We start from the raw sequence: 12,796 nt of genomic DNA on the forward strand, positions 1-12,796 counted from the left end.
GGGCCACCCTTCGCGCACGACGAACAGCCCGAAGCCATGAGACGGCGTCGGGATGCCTCTAGAGTACGCCTGGCTTACGACACTCGTTTGGGGATTATTCGGGACGAAGTCGCTCTCCAGGGGGCGACCTGGTCAGGCGACATACCCCTGACCGGTTCGGAGCCGGTACCTTTCTACCGGACCCAACAGATGTAAATAAGGCCGGAGCGAGACCTCAGATGGCACAGGCATCCGCACAGCGGCACGGCATACCGAACGGCCAGTTCGCCGGACGGATCATCGAGTTCAGCGACCCCGAACTCGACCGCAAGTTCCCGCACGGTATCTACCTGACCATGCACGGCTACCCGGAGTTCGCCGTCTACGCCCGCCACACCGTGCAGATCGCGGACCCGCCGTCCGGCCTGTCCGTGGACGAGATCAGGGTCACCGACGTCATCGCGGCCAACCTGCTGGCCGCCGACGCCGGCGACCCGCTGTGGAGCGGCCGGCCGAGCACCGCCACGCCGCAGGGCTGGACCTGGGCGCACGCCGCCGAGAGCCGCATGCTGCACTGCGTGCCGATCGAGCTGCACGGGGCGTTCCGCCACCACGGCGGCATGGCCACGCTGAAGGCCGACCGCAGCCGCTCGGGGCTGTTCACCGAGGGCATGCTGGAACCGGTCGCCTTCGAGCGCAGCGGCTCGGTCCCCGAGGACGCGATGGCGCAGTTGGAGCAGCACCTGGGCTTCGCGCTGCCGCCGTCCTACCGGCGCTTCCTGGCCGGCACCGACGGCGGCCGGCCGATCAGCCCGGCGGTGAACCTGGCCGGCGGCTTCATCGCCGACCAGTGGATGTTCGGCCTGCGCCGCGAGGACCCGCACCAGGACCTGGTGTACGCCAACCAGGCGCTCTACGACCGGTTCACCGAGGAGTTCCTCGGCATCGGCTACGTGCAGGGCGGCATGCTGGCGCTGAAGATCCGCGGCACCGAGGCCGGCTCGGTCTGGCTGTTCGACGACGACGACCCGCGCGACTCCGAGAGCCGCGACGCCGGCAGCGTGTGCGCCGAGCTGCTGAAGAAGGTCGGCAACGACTTCGACGACTTCGCCCGGCACCTGGTCGCGCTGCCGCAGCAGATCGTGGACATCGCGCGCTCCGCGGTGGACTCCGGACACGCCAAGGCCGTCACCGACATCGAACACCTGGGGGCGGCGCTCCCGGAGGGGCTGAAGGCGCCGCGGCGATGATGTGAACTCCCGTGGCGCAGGTCACACCAGACCGTGTCACGGGAGCCGGGGCTTCCCCGTCCTAGTGGTGTACCCAGCCAGAACAAGCCAGGGAGCACACCATGGAAGCCCGCATCGACACCTTCGCCACCCCGACCGGCGCCAAGTTCGCCAAGTACCTCATCGGCGCCAGCCGGGTCCTGCACGAGGGCAGCGTCCCGGTCTCGACCCTGCACCTGGTCGAGATCCGCGCCAGCCAGATCAACGGCTGCGGCTTCTGCCTCGACATGCACACCAAGGACGCCGCCGCGGCCGGCGAGACCCCCGAGCGCCTGAACCTGGTCGCCGCCTGGCGCGAGGCCGGCTGCTTCACCGACGCCGAGCGCGCCGCGCTGGAGCTGGCCGAGGCGGGCACCCGGCTGGCCGACGGCACCGGGGTGAGCGACGAGGTGTGGGAGAACGCCGCCCAGCACTACGACGAGGATCAGCTGGCCACGTTGGTCGCGCAGATCGCGCTGATCAACGCCTTCAACCGCGGCAACATCCTCGTGAAGCAGCCGGCCGGCGACTACGTGCCCGGGCAGTTCGACGCGCTCAAGTAGCGTGCCCCGTCGGGACGGCGCACCCCGACCCACCCCCCTTTGTCAGCCCTCTGGCACCGGCCGCCCAGCAGGGGCGCCGGTGCCTGCTTTTTGTTAAGTACGCCCGCACGCCACCCGAATGCTGCCTTGTGCGTGACCTGCCGATCTTCCTCCGCGTTGAGGGACCAGTTCCCCCATTCACGAACGCGATGAAAGGAGTCGGCGATGCGCAAGTACCTGTCCCTCGCCGTTGTGGCGTTGTCTTCCGGCGGGGCGCTGTTCGCCGCCGCCGGCGCGGCCAGCGCGGCCAGCGCCAACGACAACCTGGCTGCCGCCCCGTGGCTGAGCTCCAGCCCGATGGCGATGCACGCGGCGCCCTTCACCCACCACCACGATGACGACGACGCCCTGTGCGGCGTACAGAAGGCCGACTACCGCATCGGCACGCTCGACGCGAAGCTGGTCCAGAAGGGCTGCATCGGCGGCGACTGGGACCAGCAGATGCCCACCGTGCCCGGCCCGCCGCCGGTCGGCTCGCCGGATCCGTGCCCGACCAGCTGCACCCCGACCCCGCCGACTCCTCCCACGCCCCCCACCCCGTCGGTGCCCCCGCCGCCGCCGGTGCCGTGCCCGCCTCCGGTCATGACGCCGCCGCCGGTTCCGTGCCCGCCCCCCACGCCGGACCCCTGCCCCCCGGGTGACGACCACGGCTGGGCGGCGGCTCCGGCCGACGCCACCCAGGCTCCGGCCGACGCCACCCAGGCTCCGGCGGACGCCACCCAGGCTCCGTTCGCGACGGGCAACACCACCGCGGGTCTGCCGATCGCCGGCAACGCGCCAGGCGGCCTGCTCTAGCAAGCGGTGCGGGCCCGGCACCGACCGCCGGGCCCGCGCTTCGAAAGTCAAGGGAGTACCACCTTGCGTGCCCGAGCAATCCTGACAGCGGCGGCCGCGACCGCGGCCACGCTCGGTGGCGTTCTGGCCTCGGCCGGCAGCGCCGCGGCGAGGACCGCACCGCTGACGACTCCGGCGCCCCCGACAGCGCCCAAGGCCGCCCCGGCCCCGGGGATCCTGGCTGTCGAGAACGCCTTGGAGTTCGTCGACAACTGGTGCGTCGCCCCGCTGCGGTTCACCGGACCGCTGGCCGCGAACCCGTTCCCGACCGTGTCCGACGCCTGCGGAAGCCACCGCACCGGCGGCGGTGTCCGTGTCCTGAGCAACATGTGTATCGCGCCGATCACCATGGACGACCCGATGGGATCCGGTCCGGCGCTGACCACGGTGTGCAGGAACGACGACGCACCGGGACCCGGATTCGAGATCCTGCGCAACGTGTCCGTCGCGGGCGTTCAGGCCACATACTGAGCGCCGCATTCCGACCCACATTCCACACCGGCCCCGCCAATACATTTTATCTGGCGAATCGTTGGTCATACCGAACCGGCCGGACGACGGTACGCCGCCAGACCTCCGAAGGGGTCAAGAAATGCGGAATATCGTCGGCCGACCACCCTTCTCGACATTGCCCGGCACCATCCGTGAGATGTCGACAGGTCATACATCTGACCAGCTCAGATGACATGGACAGGCACCGTGGAAAGTACGAAGAATGACGTCCTATCAATCACTCGTCAGCGTCTTGGGCCGCGCGCCTCCCGACTTGATATACGATTCTTCGCGAATGGCAGTATGGTTCAAAGCAACAAGGTGGCGGGCTTCGGATTCCTCGCCCGTCAGGTCACCATCGATCCACATCGACAAGGAAGAACGATCAACATGGCATTTCTGAAGCACGCCACCGTTATCGCCGCGCTGGCCAGCGCGGGTGTCGTGGGCACGGCCGGCATCGCCTCCGCGGCGGCCGACGACGCCTGGCACGGCGGCCGCGAGCACCACAAGGTCGGCGACAACAACGTCGGCCAGGGCGGTCTGATCCCGGTCAACACGCTGAACAACGTCAACGTCGCCCCGAACCTGGGCTGCCTGGCGCACAACACCGTGCCGGACCTGAACGTCCAGTCCCTGGTCGGCGCGGCGCCGATCGGCGTGACCCTCAACCACCTGCTGGAGCACACGCACCTGAACGTGCTGTCCAACGGCAACATCGACACCGACGTCTACGACAACTCCTGCACCTCGAACCAGGGTTCGTCGCAGGCCGGCAACAACAGCCACGGCAGCGTGGGCGCGGGCGACAGCAGCAACACGCACGCCGACGGCACCGGCGCGGGCTCGCAGAACAACGGCGCGGGCGCCGGCGCGGGCGGCCTGATCGGCTCCTCGGGCCTGCTGGGCAAGGGCGGCCTGAACCTCGGCGGCTGAGCCCACACACCCTGGTGTGACGCGTGCCGGAGTCCGCTCCAGCACGCACCGCCGACGGAAGACGACGGGGACTGATCTCCCTCGTCGCCTGATCGGGCGACAAGCCCGCATCGCTCGTCGGAGTGAAACGAAAAGCGTAAGAAGGCCCCGCGGGATGCGTACCGCGGGGCCTTGTCCATGTGCGAGTACCGCCCCGGCACCGGCCGGAGATCCTCAATTGGCAGAGGTCCGGTGGAGGGGCGGTGCTCAGCTCACTGATTCTCTGGTCGTCGACGCACTCGTCGTCACCGGCGGCCGGGCGTCCCGACCCGGAGCGCCGGCGGTGGGGTGTCCTGTCAGCCGTTCGACGTGCTCTTGGCGCCCTTCAGCGCGTCGCGCACGGTCTTGGCGTCCGTGATCGCCTTCTTGAGGTCCGCGCGGGCGTCCTTGGCGGCGCCGCTGACGCCCTTCACCGACGCGGTCAGGGCCTTGCCGTCCGGGCCGGGCTGCAGGCCCAGCAGGCTCGCGTCCTGACCGGAGATCCGGGTGGTGGCGGCCTGGACCGCGCTGCTCATGTCGGCCAGCAGGTCCTTGTTCGCCTGGGTGTCGGCGGCCGGGTCCTTGGCCAGCCGGTCGGCCAGCTCGTCGTGCACCTTCACCAGACGCGCCGCGGCGGCGGTCTCGACATCCATCGCGTGCGTGAGGTGGACCTTCGGCGCCACCAGGATGTAGACGCGGTAGTCGTCGACCATCGCCTTGCCGTCCGCGCGGACGGCGGCCTCGGTGGTCTCGCCGGCCACCTTCGTCTTCAGCGCGGTCAGGCCGGAGACGTCGGAGGCCAGCAGCTGGGTGAGGGTGGCGCGGGAGGCGTCCGGCACGTCCTTGTAGGCGGCCAGCGCCGTCTGCATCTTGCCCAGATCGGTCAGCCGGCCGGTGATGCCGTCGGTGACCGCGGCCTTGGCCTTGGCCAGGCCGGCGGCGTTGTCGGAGGTGGTGGCGGCCTGCGCCGGCAGGGCGACGGCGCCGACGGCGATGAGGGCGCCGACGGCGGCGGCGCTCAGACGGGTACGCATGGACATGGTGGTCCCTCCTTGGAGGATTCGAGGACGAAGGAAGATGTGGGGGCCCGGCGGGCTCAGCCGTTGTCGCCGGCCGTCTGGGTCGGCTCGGCCGAGCTCAGCGCGCCGTCGATGTCCGACAGCTGCTGGTCCAGCGAATTCAGGTCGCCGTCCGGGTCGTCCGCCACGCCGTGGGAGTCGGTGCTGCCGACGGTGCCGGCGCTGCTGGCGCCCGCGGCCGCGCCGCCGGGCGCGGTCGAGGTGGCGGTCACGCCCGCGCCGGCCGGGGCGGATCCGCCCGTGCCGACCGATCCCTTGCCCGAGCACGCGGCCAGGGCGCCCACACAGGCCAGAACGGCCAGGGCCGATGCGATTCTCGACTTCATGCCTCGATGGTCGCCCCCGCGCGGTAAGCCCTCGATCAATAAGGGATGCATAAACGCCCCGGGGGAGATCCCCCGGGGCGTTCGGTGCGGCTCGGCGCGGCTCGGTGCGGTCAGCCGGTGATGATCGCCGGGTCGCTCACGCTCGGCCGGCCGTTCTCGACGTGGCCGGCGAACCGCCGCACGTACGCGGCGTCGTGGTCGGAGGTGACCGTGGCGTCGTACCAGCCGTCGGCGCCGGAGGCGTTCACGACGTACGTCACCTGCTTGCCGGCGCGCACCCGGTGGGTCGTCTTGGCGTCGCAGCCGTAGGAGTCGGTGACGGTCGCGGTGACGTCGGCCGAGCCGGTGTTGGTCAGCGTCAGCTTCAGGTTCCGGCTGTTCCCGACGTGCTCGGCGACGACCTCCAGGCCGGCCTTCGCCGCGTCGCCCCGGAACTCGCGCAGGAAGCCGTTGGCCCCGCGCACGTCGTAGTCGTAGGCGCCGGCGAGCTTCCAGGAACCGTCGATGCCCTGCCCGGCGCCGACCGTGTAGCTCCACGGGCCGGTCTTGTCCACGGTCGAGGTGACCACGAAGTTCGCGCCCGCGCCGCCGCGGCTGGCGAAGGCGATCCGCAGCGCCCCGCCCGCGATCCGGCCGTCCGCCGCCAGGTCGTACGGCACCGCGCGGGCGGGGCGCCGGCCGGCCTCCTGCTTCGGCATCGACGCGGTCGCCGGCAGGGTCACGGGGTAGCTGGCGTGCCGGGCGTGGTCCGGCGGCACGTAGGAGGCGGTGCTCGGCAGCGGCGGGACCTCGGTCTGGCCCAGGCCGAAGTCGAAGGCGCTGGTCAGGTCGCCGCAGACGGCCCGGCGCCAGGGCGAGATGTTGGGCTCGTGGACGCCGAACCGCTTCTCCAGGAAGCGGATCACCGAGGTGTGGTCGAAGGTCTCGGAGTCCACCCAGCCTCCCTTGCTCCAGGGCGAGACCACGAACATCGGCACGCGCAGGCCCAGGCCGTAGGAGCCCTCGTCGAAGCCGCCGCCGGCGGAGTAGTACTCGGTCGAGGTGTCCACCGTGGAGCCGCCGCCGACCGGGCCGCCGGGCACGAACGGCGGGACCACGTGGTCGAAGAAGCCGTCGTTCTCGTCGTAGGTGATGAACAGCGCGGTCTTGCTCCACAGCTCCTCGTCCGAGGACAGGATGTCCAGGACCTGCGAGACGTACCAGGCGCCGTAGTTCACCGGCCAGTTCGGGTGCTCGCTGAACGCCTCCGGCGCGGTGATCCAGGAGACCTGCGGCAGCGTGCCGTTCTTCACGTCCTGGGCCAGCACGTCGAAGTAGCCCTGCCCGGCCGCGGCGTTGGTGCCGGTGCGCGCGTTGTCGTACAGCGGGTCGCCGGGCTTGGCGTTCTGGTACTGGTGGAAGTACAGCACCGAGGTGTCGCCGTAGTTGCCGATGTAGGCGTCGTCGGTCCAGCCCCAGGACCCGTTGGCGTCCAGGCCGGTGCCGGTGTCCTGGTAGATCTTCCAGGAGACGCCGGCGGCCTGCAGTCGCTCGGGGTAGGTGGTCCAGTCGTAGCCGGCCTCGGCGTTGTTCAGGACCGGGCCGCCGCCCTTGCCGTCGTTGCCCGTGAAGCCGGTCCACAGGTAGTAGCGGTTGGGGTCGGTCGAGGTCATCAGCGAGCAGTGGTAGGCGTCGCAGACCGTGAAGGCGTCGGCCAGCGCGAAGTGGAACGGGATGTCGCTAGCCACGTATGTAAGTACGTTATAGGACTGCAACAAAAGGGCCTGTGGCCAGGCACGCCGCAACTCTCTTCTAGGTTTTGATCATCTCGTCGGTCGGGCAGGCTGCGCCTTGCCGGGCGTCGTCCCCATCGTCAAGCGCTCTCCTTGACGATGGGGATGGCGTCTGGCAACCCTCGTGGTGTCCGACCGGGGAGATGATCAAAACCGGACGCAACCAAGATCGCTCGGGAGTGATCTTCGCGGCCATCTCGGAGGGAGGGCTCGCCGAAGGCGTCGTTTCAGCTCTTCGCTTGTGGCCAACTGCAAACGGCCACCTGTTGGCCTGTTCCGGTGACCACGCGTCCCAAGAGCGGAGGGGGTGTCTTCGTAGGAGGGCAAGGGCTAACGAAGTGCCCTTGACGTCCGGAGAAGGCGCCACCGTAGCGGCGGCAAAGACTCGTAAGTAACAAGACCACAATCCGGACGTGCGTCGCCGAAGCGAACTCGCCGGCCGAATAGCGCCAGCGCTCTCAGCTTGCAGTCGCAAGCTGAGCCATCAGAATATCCGCTTGAACTGTGCATCTAAATCCGGTGTCGTCGTCGGACATGTCAGCCGACGCATCGTTGAAGAGTGAGGGCATCGCCCGCGATAGAGGGCTAGTCCACGCGCTACCTTTCAGCTCGAAGCGTCTGGGCTCCGTCTCCGAACTGCACCACTCCCACGTGTTACCGCACATGTCGTACACGTCGAACGGGCTGACACCACTGTGGAATCGGTCGACGGGCGTCGTCGACGCGATGCGACCTTCACGAACATTGCACTTCGCGGGGGTGGGCTGATCGCCCCATGGGTATAGATCGCCTTTCGTGCCTCTGGCGGCCTTCTCCCATTGCTGGCCGGACGGTAGCGACTTCTGCGCCCAACTTGCGTAGGCACTCGCATCTCTCCACGTCACGAACACAACCGGATGGTCTCGAAGCTCTGGCGCCATGTTGCCCTTGTCCCAGTGTGCTGGGGGTTGGTGGCCTGTTGCAGCGACAAAGCGTGCGTAGTCGGCATTGGTGGTGGGGAACACGTCAATGTAATAGGCGGATAGCCAGACAGGTTCTTTGTCTGCTCCCGCAAGGAAGACGCCAGCGCTGATCAGCGTCATGAGCTTGCCGTCAACAGGGTGCCTGACCTGTTGAAGCGCCTCGGCAGCCATGGACAAGTCGGAGCTGGGATCAAGCATGATGGACGCGAGCCCCATGGTCGCCTCGGCGAATCGGGCTTGAACGTCCTGGTTTGAGGTGGCAAGCACGGTATCTAGCGCCTCCTGGTTGACCGGACGCGGCCGAATCTGCTCACCGCCGGCTTCCCACTTGGAGATGATGCGAGGGCTGATACCGAGGTAGTCAGCGAACGCGCGCACGCTCATGCGCTTAGCTTCTCTGAGCGCACGCGCTTCGATTCCTGACCAGCGACGGACGGTGATCACGGCAACTCCCCATGGTAGGTGCTCCGATCACCGTATCGTCACTTGGGGACGACCGTCAGTAACTAGAGCGCTTCCCCAAGGAACCGCAGGTACTTCGCTTGCAGCTCGCCAAGGATTGGATGCTCGTCAGCAAAGACCCGTCCATCGATGGCGCTGATGGGGCGGACGCCGATTGACGTATTGGTCGCGAATGCCGCTTCCATGCCGTGCACCTCGTTCAGGTTCACACGTGCTGTGACGCTGGGTCCGTGAACCTCGGTCAGCACGTCCATGGTCACTCCGGGCAGGACGTCACCTTGCGGCCAGACGATCTGATCTCCGTCGAAGAATCCGCAGTTCCAGGTAACGCCTTCGGAGATGAACCCGTCGCGATCGACGAAGATCGCATCGTCGTATCCGTTGAGCTGGGCAATACGACGATGGCGAAGCGAACCCATCAGGCCAATGTGCTTGACCTGCGGTAGGTCTCGCGTGAACTGAGCGCTCTGGACTCGAAGGGGAGACAGCGGCAGGACGGCAGCCGGTCGGCTTGTCACCAATACCTTTGGGTCTGCCTTCGAACCGGGGTGTCCCATCTCCAACTCAGGGTCGAAGATCGTCACACGAATGACGAACGAGCCGGTCTGGTCGGCCGTGGCCTTGCGTACAAGGAAGAGGACATACTCGGGGTCGAGGTCAGCATCGAAGACGGTTCGACAGTCGCGGACCAGCCGGTTCATGTGAAGAGTGAGCCCTCGGACTCTGCCGCCGTCAACGCGCATCGACGTGAAGTGTCCGTAGTTTGTGAGCGCGAGGGCCCTGAGCTCGTCGGCAGTCACAGGTACGCCGTTCAGTTCAGCCATGGTCGCAGTGTTGCACGAGTTCGGGATGAGATCGACTGATCTTGTACTAAGACTTCCTAAGTTCCACGCTAGTTCCACAGTGAGGCGACACAGGGTCATTCCCGGCAATGCGCCTGTTCAGCATCCTTGAAGCGTGAGGACGAGAACGAGTGCTAAAGGACCTACCCGGAAGGAAGCGCCCGGCACGAAGTCACAAGCCGAGGCTCCGAACGTGCTGTCGCGGAAGGCACAGCTGCGTGCCATAGCGGTTCGTGACTACGCCCGGCTACGGGCACATGCTCGCAACTGCACGGATTGCAGGCCAGGTGTTGCGGACACCGATCCGCCTGTCATCAATCGGATCTGTCGAGCTGGCATGGCTGGCAAGTTCGACTACAAGCGGTCGTATCAGGCCTGGTTGAACTGCCCGGACAGGGAGGCGTCGTGAGCCTGCTGAATGACGGCCAGCCTGTAGCGCTGCACGAGATTCCTCGCGGGTCGTATGTCCTGGTGTCCGAGTCAAGGTGGCTTCGCCTCGAAAGCTGGACGGTGTTGGACAAGAGCGCGCGTCCCGATGCAGCCCGCTACATGGTGGCGTTCACTGGAGTGGCCGAGCGTCGATGTTCCACAGTGAGCCGTGTTGGCCGGTGTGGTCTGGTGAGGAACCCCCGAGTGTGACGGCGGTCTTGTCGTGACGTCGCAAAAGGCTGGCACGCACGCCGAGTCGGGTGAGTCGCGGGGGTACACCCTGTGGCTTTTTGTGATCACCACCGTGACGTCGGCCCTGACCGTGGCGGTGGTCGCGTTCGCGGACATGGCCATAGGCGGTGTCCACCAGTGATGGCCAAGAGTTTGCGTGTGACCCGCGTCGCCGAGGGGTGGCGTGGAGGGCGGGCCGTGGTTGCCAGACTCGGTGCCGTCGCGCGCGGGGTGGGGGCGGTGGTTGTCGCCCGGCCTGGCGTCCTCGCCTCGCGCGCAAGACTTCCTCGGGGAGCACCCGGGGGTTGAGCTTGTGGAATCCGGATCCTAGGGATTTATCGTCCGGGTTCTGCAAGGCGGTGGCGGAGGCGCTTCCGCTGTCGCGCACGTGACCGGTCGTTTCCTGGTCAGCCACGTGTGAGGTTGCCAAGCCGGGCCACCCCACTTCTCGCTCAAAGGTGCGGGGTGGCCCGGCGGGTCAGCAGACCCGGTGCCGATGGTATCGGGGTGTTCTGACATGCCTACATCACCTGATACCTCGGTGCGGTCCTGTTGGTCCGTTTCGGGGAGGTCGGTTTCTGCATGGATGTTTGGGGGGTCCACCCGGATTTTTGGGAGTACCGGGTGGGGGTGAATTACGTTCGCGCACGTGAGCGGGCGCAGTGGCTTGCGAGTGCGTTGCTCGATGTGGCTGGAAGCGAGTCGGCGCCGGAGCGTGTGCGCCTGGCGGTTGAGCTGTACGGCGTGAGCCTTGCGGTTCGGGTGGATGGGACGGTGGCGGCGTGGATCGGTCCGGATCCGGATGACGCTGAGATGTGGGGCGAGGTTGGGCCTGATGAGCCTGTCTGCCTGGGGCTTGGGGGCTTTCGGGCTGTGGCCTGAACCTGGCGGTTGGCGTTTCGTGAGTTGTCTGCGGCGGGTTCGGCCGGCGGGGCGTTCTGTGCCCCGCCTGCCGGTTCCGCTGGTGAGTCCGGCGTTCTTCGGGACGGCGTGACCTATTTCGACAAGGTGCGGTGAGGCGTGGTTTGGCGGGCAAGCCCTCTGGTACTCAAGCGGCTGGCTGCGATGCAACGGCAGTTGGCGACTGCCCGGCGCTCGGCACAGATTGAACGTTCCGCGTTGGCTGATCGGCTGGGATGCCGAACCGTCCTGATGCCTGAGTGGTCGTAACGGCATGGTGCTGCGGGTTGATGCCGAGGCGGAGTGGATGCTCTCGGGGATCGTTCACGGGTTGCGTTCCGCGCGTGAGGCGGCGGGCCTTAGTCAGAATGCGACGGCTACCAATCTGCCGGTGCGTGGTAGAGCGGTTTCTGAGTGGGAGACCGAGGTCATCATGCCGGGTCTGGATCACCTTGTTTTGTGGGCTGATGAGCTTGAGTTGCGTCTGGTGATCAGGGATTGCGGTGTCGAGTTGGGCGTGTCTTTGGCGCGAAGGCCGGGGGAGACATGGGTTCACTACGAACGGCGGCGGCTGGTTCTTCCGATGCGGCTGCGTCGGGAGGCTTGGGGCATGACGCAAGGAGAGGTGGGCGGGCGTATTGGCGTGTCTAGGGACTCGATTCAGCGGTGGGAGTGTGCTGACGTGCCGACTCGGCCGATTGCGTTGGTGGTGTGGGCTCGGGAGATGGGCTTTCGTGTTGGGCTGTGTGCGGCGGGGCGGCCGGGCGCTGCATCGCGTCTGCGTCGGCTTCGGTATGGCGCGGGCGTCGCTAACGTGCGCCGCGATGACCAGGTTGTGTGAGCGTGAGCCTGCGTAGGGCGGGTGGGTGGGGCGCGGTTCCGGCGGCCGCTTGGTTGGCGTGGGCCTGTGGTTTCTGCTGCGGGACGGTGTGTGTTGCTGCGCCTGGTTGTGCGGGTTCGGCCGCGGGGCCCGGGGTTTGGCCCCGCGGGGGGTTCCGCTGGTGAGTCAGGCGGTCTTGAACAGGTAGGTCAGCATGGCTGCGATGCCGTCGGCGTGCATGGTGTAGAGGGTGGTCGGGATGACGTACAGCAGCCAGGCGGCGGCTGTGTAGCGGGCGATGGTGGCCAGGGTCAGGCTGAGGTCTGAGGCGTTGGGGTCGGCGGAGTGGCGGGCTGTTTTCATGGCGGCGCCTGCGGCTGCGGCTGTGGTCCACAACGCTGTGGCGTAGAGGCCAGTCGGCCATGTCCAGGCGTAGAGCGTGAGTCCGGTGGCGACAACAGCGCGGATGCGCAGGAACCCTTTCGGCTCGTGCTGGTTCGGCCGGGTTGTGTTTCCCGGGGTGAGGTGCCGGATCCGGTCGACGTGGTAGCCGGGTCGGCCTATCTCGTCGTCGGGATGGTTGGTCACGTTCATCAGCTCCCTGATTTGTGGTCTCAGGCTATGTGTGTCCGGTGACGGGTGGGAGCGGATTTTAAGTAGGCCGGCGGGCGGCTGGCGTGGTCTCGCGAGCGGCAGGAGTCCGTGCCGCCCGCCTGCCGGTTCCGCTTGGTGACTGTGCGGGTTCGTGTGTCTGGTGGCCGGTGCCCCGGTGCCGGGCCGATAGCGAGCAAAGGCCGGGTGAGGCTGCCGCCGAAGGCGTCCTTTACCCCCGGCTCCATGATCA

At 67.5% G+C, this 12,796-nt stretch carries 12 protein-coding genes; 6 read left to right on the top strand and 6 right to left on the bottom strand.

What is annotated here, in order from left to right:
* Positions 1-218 precede the first annotated feature (218 nt).
* The 5 genes from ABH926_RS07890 to ABH926_RS07910 all read left to right on the top strand — a co-directional run bounded on the left by ABH926_RS07890 (position 219) and on the right by ABH926_RS07910 (position 4,111).
* A complete protein-coding gene (locus ABH926_RS07890) occupies positions 219-1,229 on the top strand; it encodes an SMI1/KNR4 family protein (RefSeq protein WP_370364722.1) in 1,011 nt (336 codons plus the stop codon).
* A 101-nt stretch (positions 1,230-1,330) separates the two neighbouring features.
* On the top strand, positions 1,331-1,810 hold the full coding sequence (locus ABH926_RS07895) for a carboxymuconolactone decarboxylase family protein (protein WP_370364723.1): 480 nt from the start codon (positions 1,331-1,333) through the stop codon (positions 1,808-1,810).
* A gap of 204 nt (positions 1,811-2,014) precedes the next feature.
* Positions 2,015-2,644 carry a hypothetical protein gene (locus ABH926_RS07900; protein WP_370364724.1) on the top strand — a complete coding sequence of 210 codons (630 nt, stop codon included), beginning with the start codon at positions 2,015-2,017 and terminating at the stop codon, positions 2,642-2,644.
* Between the two features lie 63 nt (positions 2,645-2,707).
* Positions 2,708-3,154: a hypothetical protein gene (locus tag ABH926_RS07905; protein ID WP_370364725.1), complete on the top strand. Its 447-nt coding sequence runs from the start codon at positions 2,708-2,710 to the stop codon at positions 3,152-3,154.
* Between the two features lie 411 nt (positions 3,155-3,565).
* The gene (locus tag ABH926_RS07910) at positions 3,566-4,111 is read left to right on the top strand and encodes a hypothetical protein (RefSeq protein ID WP_370364727.1); all 546 of its coding nucleotides are present in this window, start codon (positions 3,566-3,568) and stop codon (positions 4,109-4,111) included.
* A gap of 335 nt (positions 4,112-4,446) precedes the next feature.
* Here the strand turns inward: ABH926_RS07910 and ABH926_RS07915 are convergent, their stop codons facing one another.
* The 5 genes from ABH926_RS07915 to ABH926_RS07935 form a co-directional block, all read right to left on the bottom strand.
* Entirely contained in the window at positions 4,447-5,169 is a 723-nt protein-coding gene (locus ABH926_RS07915; RefSeq protein ID WP_370364728.1) for a hypothetical protein, read from the bottom strand.
* Positions 5,170-5,225: 56 nt separating this feature from the next.
* On the bottom strand, positions 5,226-5,534 hold the full coding sequence (locus ABH926_RS07920) for a hypothetical protein (RefSeq protein WP_370364729.1): 309 nt from the start codon (positions 5,532-5,534) through the stop codon (positions 5,226-5,228).
* A 110-nt stretch (positions 5,535-5,644) separates the two neighbouring features.
* Complete coding sequence (locus ABH926_RS07925) at positions 5,645-7,261, bottom strand: phosphocholine-specific phospholipase C (protein WP_370364730.1); 1,617 nt, start codon at positions 7,259-7,261, stop codon at positions 5,645-5,647.
* 503 nt (positions 7,262-7,764) lie between these two features.
* Positions 7,765-8,712, bottom strand: coding sequence for an SUMF1/EgtB/PvdO family nonheme iron enzyme (locus ABH926_RS07930; protein ID WP_370364731.1), 948 nt, complete (start codon positions 8,710-8,712; stop codon positions 7,765-7,767).
* 62 nt (positions 8,713-8,774) lie between these two features.
* Entirely contained in the window at positions 8,775-9,554 is a 780-nt protein-coding gene (locus tag ABH926_RS07935; protein WP_370364732.1) for an aminotransferase class IV family protein, read from the bottom strand.
* A gap of 670 nt (positions 9,555-10,224) precedes the next feature.
* On the opposite strand from ABH926_RS07935, the gene ABH926_RS07940 reads away from it, so the two are divergent.
* Positions 10,225-10,374 carry a hypothetical protein gene (locus ABH926_RS07940; protein WP_370364733.1) on the top strand — a complete coding sequence of 50 codons (150 nt, stop codon included), beginning with the start codon at positions 10,225-10,227 and terminating at the stop codon, positions 10,372-10,374.
* Positions 10,375-12,138: 1,764 nt separating this feature from the next.
* Here ABH926_RS07940 and ABH926_RS07945 read toward each other — a convergent pair.
* A complete protein-coding gene (locus ABH926_RS07945) occupies positions 12,139-12,546 on the bottom strand; it encodes a hypothetical protein (protein WP_370364734.1) in 408 nt (135 codons plus the stop codon).
* Between the last annotated feature and the right edge of the window lie 250 nt (positions 12,547-12,796).

The sequence above is a fragment of the Catenulispora sp. GP43 genome (assembly GCF_041260665.1).
Taxonomy (GTDB): Bacteria; Actinomycetota; Actinomycetes; order Streptomycetales; family Catenulisporaceae; genus Catenulispora.